We start from the raw sequence: 21703 nt of genomic DNA, 5'->3' as shown, positions 1-21703 counted from the left end.
GCTGGCCAAGATCGACGGGGCGGCCGCCAGCGGTGACACCGATGCGACCGACACCGCCGATGCCAGCGCGGTGCGCGTGGCCGCGACCGACGACAGTTCAATCGATGCCCTTGCCCTGACGGCCGCTGTCTCCGCCGGGCTGGGCGGTTTCGGCGCCGCGATGAGCCTGGCGGTCAACACGGCGCTCAACGTGATCGAAAGCGCGACGGCGGCCAGCATCGAAGACATGGACCTGATGACCGTCAGCGGAAATGTCGTTGTCCTGGCGGAAGAAACCTCTGTGATCAATGCCCTGGCGGCAGCGGCCTCGGTCGCGGCGTCCTTTGGTGCACAGTCCTACGCGTTTACCGGCGCGGGGGCGCTGGCGCAGAACGTGATCCTGACGACGCTGGACGCGCAGATCGTGGACAGCACGGTTTCGGCGGGCGGCAATGTACATGTGGACGCCGACCAGACCGCGACCATCAATGCGGATGTGGTCTCGGCATCGGCGGCCCTGTCGATCGGATTCGGCAACGCGGTGGGCGCATCCATCGGCGGCGGCGTGGCGCTGAACTTCATCGGCTACAACCCGCTCGGGTTCCGGATGCCGGGGCAGGCGCAGGCGACCGCGAAGATCAGCGGATCGCATGTCGATGCCGGCGGTCGGGTCCGGGTCGAGGCCGTCACCCGCAACACAATCTCGGCGGATATGGGGGTGGCCTCGGTCGCCCTGACCGCCGGCAGCGTCGGCGCCAGCCTGTCGGGCAGCTTTGCCGAGGCGGTGAACCTGATCGGGTTCGATACAACGGCGGAAATCATCGATGGTACGGGCACTTATGATCTTGGCTCGCTGGTGGTGCGCGCCGACGATCAGTCGGTGATCGACACCAATGTGGTCTCCGCCTCGGTCGCCGCGTTTGCCGGTATCGCCGGGGCTGCAGTCAGCATGGGCCAGTCGCTTTCGGAGAACCACATCGACAATGTGGTCAAGGCCCATGTGGACAATGTCGCGCTGAACGTCGCCGGGACCACGGTGATCGAAGCGCTGGAAGACGCCAGCATCACCACGCTTGCGGCGGCGGCGTCGATCTCGGCCAGCCTCAGCCTGGGCAGCGTTGCGATCTCGGGCGGTGCGGCGGTGGCCAACAGCCTCAACACCACGGATGTGGAGGCCTATCTGCACGGCCGCGGCAAGTCGGTGTCGATCACCGGCGATACCGAAGTGACCGCGCGCAACACGGCCCAGGCAACGACCCTGACCGGATCGGCCAGCATTGCCGGGGGGATCTTCTCGTTCGCGGCCAACGGATCGGCGGCGACCTCGACGGTCACGCCCTCGGTCAAGGCCTATGTCCGGGGCGGCGACGTCTTCGTCGGCGGCGACCTCGAGGTCCGGGCCGAAGCCACGCCGCGGGCCGTCGCCACCGCCTATGGGGTGGCAGGCGGTGCACTGGCGGTCGGCGCCTCTGTCGCCACGGCGATCAGCACCCCCACGGTCGAGGCCTATGTCGGCGGCACCGTCGTCGTGAACGGCGCGCTGAACGTGGATGCCGCGTTGTTGCTGCTGAACGGCCAGTCGGCGGCACAGACCCTTGCTTCCGCTTCCAGCGGTTCGCTGATCGGGGTCAACGGCGCCGTGACCACCTCGAAAAGCCTGGGGGCCGTGACGGCGCGGGTTGCCAATAATGCCACCCTGGACGTGGGGCGCGAAATAAACATCCGGGCCAATTCGCAGAGCGACCAATTCGCCGATTCCGACAGCGCCGTGATTGCGGGACTGGCGGGGATCGGGGCGAATGTGGTGACCGCCATGTCCGATGTCGATACCGAGGCCTATATCGGCGCCGATGTCTCGATCCTGAACGGCACCGATCTGGGCGGTCTTGTCGATGGGCAGGTCTATTACATCGTGGTGCAGGATCTGGTCAATGTTTCCAGCTACAGCACCGGGGCGAACACCGTCGCGCTCAGCACCGTCTTTGATGTTCGTGACGGCGATGTGGTCGTGTACCGCAACACCACCATGGGCGCCGATATCGGTGGGCTGGAAAACGGCGTCAGCTACAAGCTGGTCGAGGTTTCGACCGGCAACTTCCGTCTGCGCCGCGAAAATGGCGTCGGCGGTTTCAACGCGGGCACGGTGTCGCTCAGCGGATCGGTTGCGGCCAGTGGCCATGATCTGCGCCTGTTGGATCCGCGCCAGGTCGGGCTGGTGGATACCCTGCGCGACGCGACCGAAACCGAATCTCCGACCGTGAAGACCCTGACGCCGCATGCGACCCAGGGGCTGGTGCATTCGCTGACACCCACGACCTCGATCCAGTCGGGCAGCTTCAACTTCGATCCCAATGCCAGCGTCGCCTCGAATTTCATCAATCTCGGCGACGGCCTGGACTTCTCGGGCGACTGGACGACCTCGAACGGCTCGCGCACGCTGAGCCAGGGTGAAACCGTCGAGGTTCTGACCGGACACAGCGCTGGCGGCACCATCGGGGCGCTTTACGAATTCCGCCCGACGGTGCCGGAAGTGGTGGTCCTGGGCAGCGAGGATTACTCGGACATCACCCGCTGGCGGCTGGTGCCCACCGATTTCAACCTGCTGTCCGGGCAGGCGGTCGTCTACAACCGCTCGGGCGGGGCCAATGTGACGGTGCAGGCCATCGGGCAGGACACCAACCTGGGCAAGGCCAATGCGCTTGGCGTCTCGGTGGGCTTCTCGGGCGCGGCCTCGCAGGTGAACATCTCGGACGATTCCACCACCAAAGCCTATATCGCCGACTACTCGGACGATGGCGGCGTGCGCGATCTTCGGGTCGAGAGCCTGACCATCCGCGCTTCGCACACCAGCAATTTCGACGGTGCCACCAATTCCACAAATGTGGCGCTGGTCGGCGGCTCCGGAGCCTGGCTGACCTCGAACATCGATGCGGATGTCGAGGCCAGTATCGGGGATTTCGTGTCGGTGCAGACCGGCGATCTGGAAATCTATGCCGAGAACATCGCCGACAAGAACCTGCTGGGCGCCAATGAATACAACGTCGAGGCGGCCTCGGGCGGCGTGGTTGCCGGCAACGCCGGTGAAAGCGAGCACTTCCTTTACTACGACACCACCGCAGCGATCGGCGACGCCGCCATCATCGATGTGATCGGCAGCGTCTTCGATCCGGGCGATCTGCTGCTGGATGCCGTCAACGAGTTCTACGGCACCGATGACACCAATCTGACCGCAGGCGGGCTGATTTCCGGGGCCGGGGCGACCTCGAACATCAAGGTGCGCCAGGCCGATGCCACGGTCGAGATCGGGGCTCGCACCCGACTGACCACGGTGGGCAACATCGACCTGCAGACCCGCACCGCGGCCGATCTGAAAGTCGAGCCGCAGGTCAACACCTACGGGCTGGCGGCCGGGGCGGTCATTGACAGCGAAGTGGCGATGGACATCGTCAACATCACCCGTGTCGGCACCGATGCGGTGCTGGTTGCGGTGGGCAATGTGAACCTGCTGGCCGGCCGCGACCGGTTCGGCAATGTCAACAACCTGGTCCTGACCTCGCATGGTGACGCGCTGAACGCCTCGGCGGTCCCGATCGACGATCTGAAATCGGAAATCAATCTCGATATCCTGAACCGGGTGATCGTCGAATCCTCGGACAACACCGGCAAGACGCCGGGTTCGGAACCCGCGGGCACCATCCTGACCGGCATCAACGCCGGCGGCGATGTCACGCTGGCGGCCGAAACCCTGGATGGCGGCGACAAGCTGGCCTATGGCACCGGTCACAACTGGCTGACCGCCGTCGCCGACGGCATCGATGCGCTGTTCGGGTCAGACGGGGTGGCCGAGGAACTGGTGGGCGGCACCGTCAACAAATCGTCGTTGAGCAACGTCACGGTCGACGGGTTCATCCAGACCGGGCTGTTCCGCGAACAGACTATCCGCTTCGACCGCAAGGCGAACCCGGCCAGCGAATCCGACCTGATCGACAATTCGATCAACACCTCCGGCACCGGCTTTACCGTGACCTACGAGTCTCTGGCCGCCAATCTGTTCGAGCAGAAGGCGCGCCTTGAATTCCTGATCGAGGAATACCAGGGGGACGATGAATCCGTGGCGGCCTATACCGCCGATCTGGACCGGATCGAACGCACCCTGCGCGATTACGGGCTTGAGACCGACGACGGCTTTGGCACGAGTGATTTCGTCGAACTGGTCTATCCGGTTATCAACCTCGACGACATCTACGCCCAGACCGGGGTGATTCGGATCGACGGGGCCGGTCTGGCGGGCTCCGGTCATCTGTATTCCCCGGCCGATGTGCTGGTCGATATCCAGAACGACTCGCCGGCGGCCTTGCGCCTGGGCCGGATCGAAGTGCCCGACAGTCAGGGTGGCCGTGTCCTGTGGAACAATTCCGACCTGCTGGCGGGGGAGTATTCGGGCGGTACGGTTCAGACCTCGGGGACCGGTACATCGCTGGTCAACATCGAGAACACGTTCAACGCCGACGACCCGGCAAGCGCGCCCTATGATGATTTCATCCTGTCGCCGAATATCGAGGTGACGGCGGATATCAACAATCTGGGCGGTACGGTGCGGATGCGCAGCGAAGGCAGCATTCTGGCCTTTGCCTCGATCAACGCCTCCAAGCTGGACATTCTCGCCAAGCAGGATTTCGTGCTGAGCGCGCTTGGCAAGACCCTGCATTCGGGCGGTGACCCGGCGGGCAGCGCCTCGCGCTTCGCGTCGGTGGCCAAGCAGCTGCAGGACGGGATCGCGACCAGCGCGTCCCGCTCCTGGCCGGAAACCGATGCGGCCGATATCGGCGACTGGACCGCGGTGTTCCCCAACATTCCGCCGGCGATCCTCGCGATTCTGTTCGGAGCGAACTACCAGGATTACTACGGCAACAATGCCGCCGTGGATGCAGCGCTGACCGCGGCCCTGGCGGATACGTCCAAGATCGGCAACCTGATTGCCGGCAATATCGTGCAGATCACCGCGTCGCGGATCAATGTCAACGGCGTGATCCAATCCGGTCTGGCGGATCAGAAGCTGACCATCGGCGCGGGTGTGCTGCAGGACATTGCCAATGCCGAGAACACCTTCGGCAGCTCGACCGACGAGGTTCTGGTCAAGCTGGATGTGGGCCAGGCGGCCGAGGTTGATATCGGCGAGGAACTGGGCGTGGATCAGGCCGTTCCCGGATACGCTGACATCTCGGAGAACGTGATCAACGCCTATTACAACGTCCTGAAAAACCGGATCGAAGTGTCGGCCGCGCGGGTCAAGGGCGGCTACCTGTCCCTGACCGGACAGATCCTGTCGTCGGGCAATGGTGAGTTGCGCGCCGTGGACGGCTATGGCCGGATCCTGATCGACAACCAGATCGACATTCCGATCTACATCGACACGCTGAACACCGGCAACGACATTGCCGGGGTCATCAAGATTACGGACTTTGGCGCGGATTCGACCTCGAACGGCATCTGGACCACCACTTACGAGCGTATCGGCACCCAGATTGCCAAGACGGTCACGCTGTTTGAAAGCCCCGGCAAGGGCGGATTCGATCCTGCCACGGATGTGGACAGCAACACCGATGAAATCCTCCTGCAGGGCATCGGTCTGGACTATGCGGTCAACGACAAGGTTCTCTACAAGGTCTCGGATGGCAGCGCGCCGGTTGGCGGGCTGACCCATAATGGCGTCTATTACGTCGCCTCGGTGCGCACGACCGGCAGCGATCCTCTGACCGATGTCACCTATGTCTCGCTGAAGTCCACGCTGGGCGGCGCGACCATCCAGTTGACGGCGAATGGCACGGCAAGCGCCGATCTGACCGAGGTGCCGACCGGGCAGACCGGTTATTCCGCGAATGTCGGCAACCGGTCGGTGACCGGCGGCTATGACACCCGGTCCGACGACTTCCGCTACAACTGGACCACGGGTCAGGACCTGTCGGTCAAGACGGTCACCCGCTATGGTACCTCGTCCTGGCTGGGGCTGGACAGCTGGGCGCCCGATCCCGACGATGTGGTCACCGGTCCCACCCGCACTGCCGGCACGCCGGTCCAGCTGGAAGACGGCTCCTATTTCGAACAGCAGGCTTCGAACTCCGATTACCTGTTCGAATACGAACGGATCGCCGATCAGTTCAGTTTCGATCCCCACACCGGGATCAACGCGACCAATGACACCATCACGTTGAACGGCGCGTCGATCGCGGTGCAGCCCGGCGACCAGGTGCGCTATGTCCCCGGCGGCGGTACCAGCATCGGCCTGGTGGCGAATGACACCACCTCGGACAGCACCGAATACAAGGTCCGTTCGGTCACCCGCGATACCGTCAATGACACCACGATCATCGAACTGAACTACAAGAAGAGCGACGGCACCTTCGCCAAGTTCACCTCGCTGACCCCTGCGCCCGCCGGTGAGGCCGGTCAGCTTCAGGGTTTGAACAAGTACTTCTACAAGCAGGAAAAGGACGGCAAGAAGACGACCTGGTACGGCACCACGACCTATTACATGAAAGAGACCGAGGTCGAGTACCGGAAGAACATCTACACGCATTCGATCGACGCCGACAAGAATATCGCCATCAACTTCATCGGCTATGACGCGGCGGCCGATGACGTCGATTTCTACGGCGTGGACCTGATCGCCGCCGAACCGGCCGCTTCGGCCGGGGCCCTGGTGGCAATCCGCTCGGTCGGCGATGTGCAACTGGGTGGCAGCATCTTCAACGAGGCTGGCTATACCCAGATCGTCACACAGGGCCAGGTGATCCAGTCGGGCACCGGCGTTGTCACCGGCAAGAGCGTGGAAATCCGCGCCCAGGAGGGCATCGGCGCGACCGAGGCGGTGCGCATCGACCAGACGCAGAATGGATCCAACGTCCTGGGTCTGGTGAACGTGGTGACCACAAGCGGCGACATCCAGGTGACGGAGGTCGATGGCGATTTGCGGTTCGACCGCATCACTTCGGGCTTCGGCAACACCACCACCGTGACCGCGGAACGCGGCATCGTCGGGTTCGACGCGGGCAACCTGATCAAGGGCTCGCGCATCATCCTGGACGCGCAGTCCGGCGGCATCGGCAATTACGCGGGTGACATCCCCGTGCGGATCGACAGCGGCGACAATGACACCGACTTTGTGCGGCTGTCGTCCACCAGCGATGTGAATGTGACCGAGATCGCAGGCGATCTGCGCCTTGAACGCATCGACACCGCCGGCGGCATCGATCCGGCGACGCTGGATCCGGGGCTGTATCCGTCGACCGACGATGTGGGCACCAACCGCAACATCCGTCTGCGGATCCTGTCGGGTGACCTGATCGACGCCAATACCGCCGAAACCACCGATCCGCGCACCGACGCACAGGTGCAGGCGGTGTTCGAGCGGCTTCTGGGCAGCAACCTGAACAACGATGCGGGGGTGGCGCTGACCATCCAGTCGTTCGAATCCGCCCGGGTCCAGGAATACAACGCCTATTGGGAGTTGCGCCGCCAGCAGGACGAGTCCCTCGGCGGTCTGGAACACAGCGGCGTCTATTATGCCATCGGCGACGTTGTGGAACTGGCCAGGGACGGGTTCGTGGCCCTGGGCGATCTGGATTCCGCGACCGCGGGCCTGTTCGACATCACCGAAGGCACCCGCGTCACCGTGGGCAATGTGGTCTATGAATTCCTTGGCATCGCCGATGTGACTTCGGATGCGGCGCCCAATTCGGACCTTGTTTCGGGCACGCGGGTGCGGGTCGCGGCCAGCCACAGCGGCAATGGCACCGCCGATGCGGTTTACGAGGTGGTGGAAATCGCCGATCTCGTGACCGGATCCCTCGCGGCGCTTGGCCCGCAGGATCTGGTTGTCGGCGCGCTGGTGCGCGCGGGCGCGGCCAATCCGGCCGGCGGCAGTCTCAACAAGCTCTACGCGCTGCAGGATTTCTCGGATGTGGCTTCGGATATCGGGTCGAACCAGGATCTGAGCGCCGGCACCCTGGTGCGGGTGGTCAGCGGCCACAGCAACGGCGGCACCGACGATGCGATCTATGCCTTCGCGGACGCGGCGGATCTCGCCTCGGACGTGGGCGTTGGGCAGGATCTGGACAACACCATGGTGGTGCGGGTGGCCGCGGGCCATCTGGCCGGCGGGCAGGTCGGCGCGCTTTACAGCTTCCAGATCGGGCAGGAATTCGGCGTCGATCTGGGCGGCGAAGACTTCAGCGACACCAATCGCTGGGCGCTGGTCAGCGAGGACGACGGAACCGGTACGCTGGTGGATGACGCCGATGTCGATCTGGCCGGCGAGGATTATTCCGACACCAGCCGCTGGGTGCGCGTCAGCTTCGACTTCGCCAGCGAGGATCTGTCCGACACCTCGCGCTGGAGCAATGTGACCGTCGATCTGTCGCTGGAGGATTACACCGACACCAACCGCTGGACGCTGGTCAGCGAGACCGACGACAATGGCGGCCCGGTCGATGATGCCGATGTGGATCTGACCTCCGAGAACTTCGGCGACGGCTCCCGCTGGCGGGTGGTCACCACCACGGATGCGGCGGTCTACGATCCCGCATCCGGGCTGCAACAGGGCGATCAGGTGGTGTTCCATGCGCTCTCGCCGGTGATCACCAGCAGCGACACGCCGATGACCACGCAGGATGGCGTTGTCTCGGTCAGCACCGGAGACCTGGTCTCCATCGTGTCCGATTTCAACAGCAGTGATGCCGCGGCGGCGGTCGTCGCGGGTGATCTGGTGTCGGTGGGCGGGGTCGTCTACCGCTATGCCGGGGCCGATCTGATGGGCGGAACGCTGGATCTGAGCGGCGAGACCTTCCGCAACAACACCGATTGGGTTCTTGCTGCGACTACAGGGGCTTATGCCTATGTCGGCGGTGACACCAGCGGTGCGAACATCGACCTGAAGGCGGAAGATTTCACCGATACAACGCGCTGGCTGGGCGCGGTGACGGCCCTGCAATCGACCGACACCAATGCGGACCTGTCCACAGGAAGCGTGGTCGAGGACAGCGGCGTTCTGTACGGGTGGCTCGGTTCGCCGGACACGGGCGTCGATCTGACCGCCGAAGATTTTTCGGACATCTCGCAATGGCGCGCGCTGAATGCCAATGCCGGCGGGCTGGTGGACGGCGCAACCTACACGGTTGACCTGTCGAATGGTGCGCTGCAATTGCGCGACGGCAGCAACGCGCTGGTGTCCATGGACGTCAGCAACAGCCTTGTGGCGCTGATGCGCCTTGATGTGATCGGCAGCGACCGGGTGCAGCTCGCGGATTCCGTCGAGAATGTGGAACGTTTCATTCCCATCGCCGTCGATCTGAGCATCTCGCAGGGGCGCGCGGCCCCCACGGTGACGGCGATCACGCCCAGTTCCATCTTGTCGGCAACCAGCCCCGGATATATTCCGGTGGCGGCGGACAGCTATTATCTGGGGCAGGAGATCGTCTATTCCTCGAACGGGGCGACCGCGATTTCGGGCCTGACCGATGGCGGCATCTACTATGCGGTGGTCTCTGGATCGGGCGATACCACCCTGCAACTTGCCGCCACCCATGCCGACGCGCTGGCGGGCACCAACCTGATCGCCCTCGCGCAGGGCGCAGCGCAGGATACGGATGCGCACACCTTCCAGACCGGCAAGGCGCTGCACCGGTTCTTCCAGAGCGCAGTCCCCACTGCGGATCGTGACGACAACAGCCTGATCGCGGCCTTCGATCCCACAGCGGGGGTCGGGGCCTTCGATGATGCCTCGGATTCGCTGATCCTCAGCGGCGGCCTGGCCCGCGGCACCGCCGTCAGCTACATGCATCTGTATTACGATCCGACCTTCGTCCCGACGCTGTCGGCGGCTGAACTGGCGTCCTTTACCGCCTTCTACAGCACCGATCGCGTCAGCACATTCACGCCCGCGACCGACATCAACGGCGATGTGAACGGCGACGCGCTGGATTATTCCATCGCTCTGGGCGGGCACGGCTTCGAAAATGGCACCCAGGTGGTCTACAGCGCCGGGTTGAACACCGACGGCACTCCGGCGACCGCCATCGGCGGGCTGGTCGAGGGCGGAACCTATCTGACCTATCTCGCGGGCACCAACAACGAGCGGGTCAAGCTGATCGACATTGCCGACAAGGCCCAGTTCGATGCGGCGATGGCGGATCTGGCCGATGGCAACACTGCCAATGACACCGCCGCGCTGACCGTGATCTACGGGCTGACCATCGTGTTGGATCCCAGCGCGGCAACCGGCGTTGAACACAGCCTGACGGGGTCGCTGACGCCGCAGCAGATCAGCAACCGGATCGCGGTTCTGGAAGCCAGCCGCGCCGTGGAATTCGCGGTGCTGCACGCAACTTACGGCGATGTCGGCAATATCCAGACCGGAAACCCCTACAGCGCGGATGTGTTCGACGCGACCTTCCAATATGACGCCGGCGACCGGACAACGGCCTCGACCGACAATCTGCACGGGCCGTTCGGCACGGCGGATGTGACCGGCAACCTGATCGACTTCGGGATCAATACCTTCGTCACCGGACGGCAGGTGCAATACAGCGCCGGCGGCGGCACAGCCATCGGTGGCCTAACTGACCTGGAGTTCTACTTCGTGGTCCTCGATCCCGCCGACAGCACCAAGCTGTCGCTGTCCACGACCAGTGACGGCGCCAATATCGTCACGCTGGACGACACCATCGGCACCGGCACCGGCCATCGCCTGTCGGAAGGCGCAGCCCTTGGGGCACGGGCCGAATGGACCCAGAGCCAGCTCGACAATACCATCTCGGCCTCGATCCTGCGGCCCAAGGCGGTTCCGGGCACGACTCTGACCCGCGAACAGCACAATTTCCTGGGTCACAACGTCGAAATCTATGCCAATGGCGCCGATGCGGACATCGGGTCGCGCAAGGATCAGATCGACATCGCCATCGCCGACATCGAGGCCAAGCGCGGCTCGTCGAATCCGGTGCTGAATGCCGAATTCGCCGCGTTAATCAAGCAGTTGGCGGCAGCCGAGCCGAGCGAGATCTTCTTCCTTGACGCGAACATGGTGCCGATCGACAGCGAGGACCCGAATGCCACGGCGGTCTATGTGCGCATCGATCCCGCCGAGGATCTGGATATCGCCGCCAGCGGCCATATCACCGCCCACGCGATCAACGGCGAGGTCTTCATCGGGTCCGACAGCACTCTCGGCATGCGCATCCTGTCGCTGATTGCCGGCAAGGAAGCCCAGATCAAGAGCTCCAACGGCGTCTACGACGTCAAGCCGGGCAGCGGTGCCAGCGTCGTGGCCCAATCGCTGATCGTCGAAGGGGACATCGGCGACATCGGCACCTCGACCGATGCGCTGGTCATCGATCTGGACAATGACGGCGAGTTGACGGCGCGTTCCGCCGGGTCGATCTGGATCACGGAAAACACGCTGGCCGGCGAAACCGGCGACCGGGGCGACCTGCTGGTGCGGGATGTCTCGGCCCTGGACAATTTCACCCAGAACGTGGTGACGCTGACCACGACCAAGGGCGACCTGCTGAAGGGCACGCTGTTTGCCGATGCCACGCCGGTGCTGACCACCAATGACTTCGTGTTCGACGTGGCCGGGGATGTGGGTTCGTCGTCGCAGATGTTCGATATCCAGCTGGTCGACAGCCTTGGCCTGGACGACGGCACCATCACCGGCGTCGCGCAGGGCGACATCCATGTGCGCGAGACCTTCCTGGGCGGCAACCTGGCGGTTGACCGGGTGGAGTCCGCCTTTGGCGATGTGACCATCGGCGTCATGAACGGCAATCTGGTGGACGCGGTGTCCGACAGCCTGCCGGGCGGACCGCTGACCGACATCATCGGCACCAACATCACCCTTTGGGCCGGGTTCCTGGACATCAACCAGCAGCAGACCGGCACCGTCGGGTCCATCGGCGAGGCGCTGGAATACCTTGAAATCGACAGCCGCGCCTATCTGGGCGGGGTGCTGACGACGCGGTCGATGGCCAGCCAGCGGATTACCGAGAACCTGGGCGACCTGTTGCTGAACACCATCACCATCGATGTGTCCGGCGACACTGCCTTCATCCGGGCGCCGGACGGGTCGATCTTCGACGGCGATGCAGATGAGGCCACGCCGAACATCCTGTCCGGCAAGGTCTGGCTGTTCGCGCTGGACAACATCGGCACCAGCGCGGCGCGCATCGTGGCCGCGACCGCCGGTCTGGAAAGCTGGTCGCAACTGGGCAGCACCTATGTGTTCAATAGTGGCGCGCTGACCGTCGGGGGGGTCATCGACTCCACCGCGGCGGTGACCGTTCAGGCCGGGGGCCAGCAGGCCGGCGGCGATATCGAGGTCACGGCCTCCAGCCCCATCGTGATTACCGAAGACGTGGATGCACTGGGGTCGGTGCTGTATGTGACCTCGGATGACGGGCTGGACGATGGCACCCTGGCGGGCGCCACGGCCGATGATGATTTCGTGGTGCTGGCCGGTCTTCTGGTCGAAGCCGGATCCGGCGGGCTGGCCGGGCAGGATATCGTGATCCTTGCGGGGGACGATGTCACGATCCAGGCCGATGCGTCGCTGATCGCCACAGGATCGATCCTGATCACGGCGGATGGCGAGCTTGTGGATCCCGATGCCGGGGTCGGCTCGACGATCCTGTTCGACACCAACGCAACCCTGCAGGCCGGCGGGCAGATCGCCGTCACCACCGGCGCCGACAACGATTCGATCACCTTGGAGACCGGCGCCCTGTTGAGCGCGGGCACCACCATCGACATCACCGGCGGCAACGGCGACAACGACGTTCTGGTCAAGACCGGCGCCGCGCTGGTCGCGGTGGGCTCGCTGTCGCTGCTGTTCGGCTCGGACGAGGATCTGGTGGAGTTCGAGGACGGCTCGACCGCCAGCGGGGCCTGGGTGCGGGTGGAGACTGGGGCCGGCGATGACACGCTGCTGGTCGAGGGCGACATCACCGCCACCGCCACGCCGGACGACACCGACACCACCCCGGCGACACGCCGCGCCGATCTGGCCGACACCCAGCGGATCGTCTTCGACACGGGCGCCGACAATGACACTGTGACCGTCACCCCGGTCGCGGTCCTGTCGGGCGCGGTCGAGGTGCGGCTGGGCACCGGCGACGACACCATGTCCGTCGACCGTCTGGCCAGCCAGGCGGCCCGCGACTCGATGCTGATCGACGGGCAAGCGGGGTCGGATTCCGTCTTCATCCAGACGGCGGGCAGTGTCGCCGAGACCGGACAGGTCGGCTATGTGGCGCTGAATTACACCATCGACGTTCTGGACAGCGGTCTGCCCGACGAAGGCGAGGATGTGCTGACCATCGACGGCACCGGTGCCGAGGATGTGTTCCTGCTGCGGCGCATGTCCTACAACCCGGAATTCGATCTGCCGAATGCCGCCGCCTACAGCACCGAAAAGGGCCCGGGCGCGGCCTTCGTGGCGCTGCTGCATGGCACCGTCGACGCGATCCGTCTGGGTCAACCCGCCGGCACTCCGGTGGAGCGCATCAACTATGACCGGTCGATCAATGGCCGGTTGCAGGTCAACACCCGCGCGGGCGACGATGTGGTCGCGGTCGACGACAATGCCGCCATCACCACCATCGACGGCGGCGCCGGCAATGACGACTTCCAGGTCGGGCAGCTGTACGGCACCGAGCGCGACTATAACGCGGTGGCCGATTTCGACGATTTCGCGGATGCGACCGAACTGACGACGCGCGGATACCTGTCGCGCGGGGCCAGCCTGCCCATGCTGATCCAGGGCGATATCGGCAACGACACCTTCACCATCTATTCCAACAAGTCGGCGGTCCGGCTGGAAGGCAACGATGGCGACGACGATTTCGTGGTCCGCGCCTTCGTCCTGCAAAGCGGCAATTCGATCGCCGAGGGCACCGAGGTTCTGGGCGGCGCCGGCAACGACGAGATCCGCTACAACATCAATGCCCCGGTGAACATCGACGGCGGTTCGGGCTTCGACGAGGTGGTCGTGCTGGGCACCGAACTGGGCGACGCCTTCGTCATCACCGAGGACGGCGTCTTCGGCGCGGGACTCAACGTCCAGCTTTCGGGCCGCGAGGAATCCATCGAGGTGGACGGTCTGGAAGGCGACGATACCTTCTATATCCTGTCGACCCATGTGGGCGTCGGCTACACCATCATCGGTGGCCTGGGCCATGACCTGTTCGAGGTCTCGGGCGATGTGGATGAGGCGGGCGTGGTCTCGCGGGATCTTGAGGGCCGGTCGGCCTATGTGCTGCACGGCATCAACACCGACGACCCGAACCGCGATACGGATTTCGACACGCTGTTCGTGCCGGGGCTGGATCTGAACATCGCGGATTCCCGCGATGGCCTGGTCAAGATCGACACCGGCGGAGACCTGGTGCTGGATGAGGCGACCCCCAATGCCTATGTCAGCTATGACGTCAGCCTGGCCGGGGCCGGTCTGCTGGGCGCCCCCGTCTATGTCACCGTTTCGGCGGCGCTGTCGCCGGTCCGCGAGCGGGATGGCGAGGCAGATGCCTTCAACGCGGCCGGCGTGACCGGCGCAAGTGTGCTGATCGCCACCTCCGACCCGTCGCTTGGCGTCGTGCAATGGCTGAACGCGGCAACGCTGACCTTCACCCAGGCCGGTGCGATCCAGAAAGTCTGGGTCCGGGCCGAGGACGACCTGCGGGCCGAGGGCACGCGCGACATTTCCATCAGCCATTCGGTCATCACCTCGGACGGGTCGATCTTCGATGCCGATCCCGATCCGCTGGTGGATGATTTCGTCAACTACGATCAGGTTGACGTGAAGGACGTGCTGATCACCCTGTTCGACAACGAACGCCCGGCCATCGTCATCCAGAAGAGCGACCTGCTGTTGCTGGAGGGCGCGACCCACGGCATCACCGACAGCTACTCGGTGAAGCTGAGCACGCCGCCGGCGTCGGATGTGACCGTCGAACTGGAATTCGACACCACACAGATCGACATCAGCAGCGCCGATCTGCGCTTCGATGCGGTCACCAACACCATCACGTTCCTGGCCGGCAGCAATGCCGAGGTGATCCTCAACGTGGCCGCGATCGACGACGGCATCGAGGAAAGCCCGTTCACCGATCTGATCGCGCATTCGGTCATTTCGGGTCCGGCCAACTATCTGTTCGCGGAACGCGCCGATATCGACGTCACGCTGTATGACAACGACGCGCCCGGCGTGCTGGTGCAGGAAAGCAACGGCGACACTGTGGTCGATGCCATCGATATCACCTCGACCGACACCTATACCATCCGCCTGACCGCGCCGGTCGGCACCGGCGAGACGGTGACGGTGAATGTGGCGCCGGACGGTCAGGTGCTGGCCTCGACCGACGGCGGTGCCAGCTTCGTCGACGGCAATGCCGTGGCCACGCTGGTCTTCACCGACCTCGACTGGTTCACCGAGCAGACGGTGATCCTGAAAGCCAACCCGCTGTTCCAGCCCGATCCCAACGCGCAGCCGCGCAAGGTCTTCGCGCCGCAACCGCATCTGGTCAACAAGATCCGCGGCCCGATCGAGATCATCGGCGGCGAGACCGATGCCGACCGTTCGCTGAAAGCGGCGATCAAGCTGCCCGGCGAGACAGACGGCGACCTGTTCGGCGTTTCGACCAGCTTCGATGAGGCCACCGGCATCGACCGGCTCAACATCTACAACGATACCAGCGAGACCGATGAGACGGTCACCATCAGCGCCACCAATGTCTTCTTCGAAGGCATGAACGACGCGGTGGTGTTCCAGGAATTGCAATCGGATGGCACCACTTCGACGGTGACCTTCGACGCGGGCATCACCTATGGCGATATCGAGATCCTCGAGGTTCTCAATGGCCGCGGGGACGACGATATCAGCATCACCAGCACGCTTGCGCCGACCCTGGGGTCTACCCATGGCGGCATCACCGTGGTGCATGGCGGCGGCGGCGACGATCATATCATCGTCAGCGGCGGTGCGGCCTCGGGCGGCGACCTGTCGCCGCTGGTGATCTTCGGCGACACCTCGGCGGACGGGGTGCGCTATTCGGCGGCCTCGGACGCACCCAACGGCAACGGCGTCCAGTTCCAGAACCCCGGCGCCGATATCATCGACGCCAGCCTGTCGACGGCGGGCGTGGTCATCGACGGCGGCTTCGGCGACGACATCATCACCGGCAGCCAGGGCGACGACCAGATTGCCGGTCGCGAAGGCAATGACACCATCATGGCCGAGGATGGCGATGACCATGTCTACGGCGATGGCGGCTTCGACATCGCGCCGGGCACGCCCCTGGACGAGAGCCTCGATCCCGACACCGTGCCCTATGCGCTCGACACCCGTCTGCGCAAGCTGACGGCGGTGGTCGGACGTGAAACCCGTGGCGAGGACATGATCTTCGGCGGGCGCGGCAACGACATCCTTCTTGGCGACGACGGGGTGATCGAACTGCTGACCGACACGGTCCGCCTGATCGACCAGCATCTGGTGCAGCGGGTGTTCACGGTGAACGAAACCGATGGCGGCGCGGACATGATTTCCGACGTGCTGGTCGGGGGCGCCGGGACCGAACGCAACATCATCCTGGCCGGTCACAACTACACCCTGTCCACCGGCAGCGAGACCATCGGCATGGACGTGGTCACCACCGCGGATGCCGAGGATATTGTGCTGGGCGATCACGGGGTCATCGATTTCAACACGCTGGACGGTGATATCACCCATCCGGACACCATCACCTCGACCAGTGCGGGCGAGGGCGGCGGCGATATCCTCTCGACCGGGATTTCCGCCGACATCATCCTGGGCGGCGCCGGGGATGACATCATCAGTGCCGGCGAGGATACCGGTCCGGCGGATGTGGCCGGCGATATCGTGCTGGGCGACAGCGGTGCGCTGACCTTCACCACGGCCGGGGTTCTGACCTACGCCACCACGACCGCCAGCGATGTGGGCGGGGTCGACACCATCACCACCGGCGGCGGCGGCGACATCGTTTTCGGCGGCACCGATGCGGACGGGATCGATACCGGCGCGGGCAATTTCGCCGACATCGTGCTGGGCGATGAGGGCGAGGCGGATTTCACCGATACCGGCATCCTGATTCGGCTGACCAGCCGCAATGAAGCCATCGGCGGCATCGACACGATCTTCACAGGCGACGGCGGCGACATCGTCTTCGGCGGGGCGGCGGGCGATATCATCGACGCAGGCACCGATGCGGGCAGCGACACCGGAATGGACCTTGTGCTGGGCGACAGCGGCGAGGCCCTGTTCACCACCGCGGGGGTCATCACCTTCGTCGAGACAACCGCACCGGGCATCGGCGGCGGCGACGTCATCACCACCGGCGGCAATCGCGACCGGGTCTTCGGCGGCGCCGGCGGCGACCGCATCGACCTGGGCAGCGGGCCCGATTTCGGCCATGGCGACAACGGCCAGATCACCTTCTCGGGGGGCGTGGCGGTCCTGATCGAAACCACCGACAATGACATCGGCGGCAATGACATCATCTTCGGCCGGGCCGGCGACGACATCCTTGTCGGCGGTACCCTGGACGACCGTCTGGATGGCGGCAGCGAGCAGGACCTGATCTTCGGGGACAACGTCGACCTGACCCTGGTGGCAGGCGATGAGACCAGCCCGCGCTTCCGGGCGCTCAGCGGGACGCAGATCTACAGCCTGGCCAATATCGCACCGGGCATCGCGGGCGAAGTGCTGGTCACCTCAAGCGTCTATGACACCCCCGGCACCGCGCCGGACTGGGCCGCCTATGATCCCACGATCGAGGATCACACGGCCCTGACCGTCAGCGCCACGGACCCGACCCTGATCGTCGATCCGGCCACCTTCGGGCGCTTCGGCGACGACTACATCGCCGGCGGCACCGAGGATGACACGATCTTCGGCCAGTTGGGCGATGACGTGATCCAGGGCGACGGCGCCATCGAGGATGTCTTCGCGGGCACCAGCCTGCCGGACGTGGACTTTGGCCGCGACGCCAGCGGCGTGATCGATCCGACCGCCTTCAACCCGTCGTTCTCGACCACCGCAGACGGCGACGACTATATCGAGGGCAACGGCGGCGACGACCTGATCTTCGGCAACATGGGCCAGGACGACATCATCGGCGGCAGTTCCGATCAGTTCAGCCTGCTGCTGCGGACCCAGCGTCCGGATGGTTCCGACACCATCTTCGGCGGCTCGGGCACACTGATCGAGCGCAACAACTTCGGGGTGCCGAACGCGCAGTTCGTCGACGAGGCGTCGCTGGCCTCCACCATCCATGCCGCGGATGCGGATTCGATCATGGGGGACAACGGCAACATCTATCGCCTCGTGGGGGTGAACGGCATCGGGTCGGGCGCCTATCTGACCTTCGCCTATGACAGCTACGACCCGGCGCTCAAAATCGTGCCGCGGGCGCAGGAATTGCTGGACTACACCGCCGGCGGCATCGATTTCGATGGCGCGCGTGGGGATGATGAGCTGGTGGCGGAAAATATCGGGGCCGGGGACGAGATCCACGGCGAATCCGGGGATGACACGATCAACGCCATGCTGGGCGACGACGTGGTGTTCGGCGAAGCGCAGGACGACGACATCATCGGCGGCGTCGGCAACGACTGGATTTCGGGCGGTACCGGCATCGACGGCATCCTGGGCGACGACGGCCGGATCCTGACCGCCCGCAACGGCACGGCCGAGGATCTTTATGGTCTAGTCGCCACCACCGAGAGCTTCATTTCGACACCGGGCAACGTGCAGCAAGCCACCATCAACGTGACTGGCGAGCTGACCAAATACGCCCATCTGACTCCCTTCGACCCGGATCAGGATCGTGCCGATGTGACCAGCCTGGCGCTGTCGGACCCGCAGGGGCATGACGACATCCTCTATGGCGGCCTCGGCGACGACTTCATGCACGGCGGTGCCGGCGATGATGCGATGTCGGGGGCCGAAGCGCTGCCGGTTGTTGCCACCTGGCTGGACCCGAACGGCGACGGCGTGGTGCAGGTCGGCGAACTGATGATCAGCGGCTATGACCGCCCGTCGAACGCCGGAAATGAACTGGGCTTCGCGCTGGATCCGGCACGGGTGGAGGAGTTCTTCCTTTACGACGAATACAACCCGCGCAGCCGGATCGAGCTGGACGACGGCACCACCATCCATCAGTTCCTGCTGAACTTTGACGAGACCGACCTGAACGCGCCGCTGGATGCGCGCTCGGTCGTGGATGTCGATCCGTCCATCGTCACATATACCGATGGCGACGACCGGATCTTCGGAGATCTGGGCAACGACTGGATCGTCGGTGGCACCGGGCGCGACAACGTCTATGGCGGTTATGGCAACGACCTGCTGAACATCGACGACGATCTGTCGACCAACGGCGGGCTCAACGACGCGCCCGATCCCGACGCCGGCTATGAGGACCGCGCCTATGGCGGGGCCGGCCGCGACGTTCTGATGGCCAACACCGGCGGTGATCGCACCATCGACTGGGCGGGCGAGTTCAACTCGTACATCGTGCCCTTCGCGCCCTTCGGCCTGGCCACGGTGTCGCGCGGGGTCAACCCGCAATTGCAGCAGTTCCTGCTGGATCTTTCCGAAGCCGATGGCGCCGATTTCACCCGCGATACCGACACCGGCGATACCGCCGGCCGCAACGGCGAGCCCGAGGGCGAACTGGGCATGGTGATCCAGAAGGACCGCGATTGGCAGGATCAGACCGGCGCGCCGGACGATCCGCAGCCGGGCAATATTCCCGGCGGGCCGCGCGATGTTCTGCGGTCGTCGAACTTCAACAACGTCCAGGGCGGTGGCGGTGGCAGCAGCGCCAACTTCGATGGCACCATCGGGGCGGACGGATTCTCGCCCGATACGGGGAATTGGTCGGTCCAGAACGGCGCGCTGCAAGTTGCTCCGACGCAGGTTGGCGGCGATGCCGTGGCGGTGGTTCATGTGGACCAGTACCTGCCCAGCTATTTCGAGCTTGTCGCCAAGATCAACGCGGTCAAGCCGGTCGGCGGCTTCAAGGCCAATGCCTATATGGTGTTCGACTATGTGGATCCACAGAACTTCAAGTTCGCGGGTGTCGATGTGTCCAACGACAAGCTGGAAATCGGATATCGCGATGCCGCGGGCTGGCATGTGGTGGATCAGACCAATGCGCGGCTGAAGCCGAACCAGGATTACGACATGCTGGTCGCGATCAACGGGCTGACGGCCACGGTCGTGATCGACGGCACGCAGTACTTCAGCCATGCCTTCGCCCCGCGGCTGGACAGCGAGGGCCTGCCGTTGAACCTGAATGCGGGCGGGATCGGTGTTGCCGGCAACAATTCCAAGGCGCAGATCGACAATTTCGTAGTCCAGATCCTGCGGCCCGACACCACCTTCACGGATGTCGAGGATTTCACGGACGGGGTCGGCGATTTCTTCGACATCTCTCCGGTCAGCGGCAGCTTCCAGATCACTGGCAATGGCGCCAATACCGCGGCCGAAGTGATGTCCCTGTCCAACGGGCAGGCGCAATGGCTGTATGACCTGACCATTGCCAGCGACTCGCTGCTGCAACTGAGCGCCACAGTCGAGGCGACGGACATGGCCGGGCTGATCTTCGACGCCGCCGATGTCGACCGCTACAAGATGGTCCTGCTCGATTACAACGCCGACGCCGTGCTGTTCGGCTATTACACCGCGCGCAGCGGTGTGGTGATCGAATCCAGCGCCAGCTTCAACCTGCAGTCCGGCAGTGGCTATACCGTGGACCTGTCGCTCAAGGGCACTACGGCCAGTGTGACCGTGGATGGCCAGGCGGTACTGGGCCATGTCTATAACGCAGTGACGGTGGATGGCGGCTTTGGCCTGCTGGCCTATGAAACCGGGGCGCGGTTCGGCGATGTGACGATGGCCACAAGCGATCCGGCACTTGCCGCGCTGGGGTCGAATGGCGGCAATCTTGTTCTCGCGACCGGCAGCCTGGACACCATCACCGCCGCCCAGACCCTGACCATGGAGCAGGCCGCACCAATCTTCGCAGAGGCCAAGCGCCGCCTGAAGGCCGGGCTGTCCCCGGAACAGGCGGCCCTGGTGGACACGCTGGTCTATGAAATCGCCGATCTCGGCGGGGCCGTGGTCAGCCGCTGGACCGGTGACCGGATCGTGATCGACATCGACGCCGCGGGCGCCGGGTGGTTCGTCGACGCGACGCCGCTGGACGATGCCGAGTTCGACGCTGCGGGCAATGCCATTGCCGGAAGCGGTGCGGACAGCGGCGTCGACCTGATGTCCGCCATGCTGCACGAAATCGCCCATGCGCTGGGTCTGGAACATGATGCCGCGGGCAGCGACACCTTGATGGATCCGGTCATCGAGACCGGCCGGCGGTACTCGGGCGATCCGATCCTCTTCGATCTGTCGGCGCTGGGTCTGAACGACGACCCGGTGATCTCGCTGCTGGACACCAACGAGGTGAGCATCAGCGTCGGGGACGACAACACCGGGGGCGACACGCTGCCGGATGATGTCCTGATCCTGGAAGAAGAGGACGGCAGCCTGAGCGGGTCCAGCACGGATACGGTTCTGCAACAGGTGGCGCCGGATATCTGGGTCGAAACGGCGCCAACCGGCAATGGTAAGAAAGTGAAGGGAAATTCTGCCTCGGCCTGA

At 64.5% G+C, this 21703-nt stretch carries 1 protein-coding gene (only partly in view); it reads left to right on the top strand.

The features are described from left to right. On the top strand, nt 1-21703 hold the 3' portion of the coding sequence (locus tag AB0T83_RS05025) for a hypothetical protein (RefSeq protein ID WP_366192071.1). Its footprint begins 17285 nt before the window's first position; only the last 21703 of its 38988 coding nucleotides appear in the window; the start codon falls outside the window, past its left edge; its stop codon occupies nt 21701-21703.

Source organism: Meridianimarinicoccus marinus, from assembly GCF_040689105.1.
Classification (GTDB): Bacteria; Pseudomonadota; Alphaproteobacteria; order Rhodobacterales; family Rhodobacteraceae; genus Meridianimarinicoccus; species Meridianimarinicoccus marinus.
Note: the sequence above shows the minus strand (reverse complement) of the source record. Positions and strands in the feature narration are given on the sequence as shown.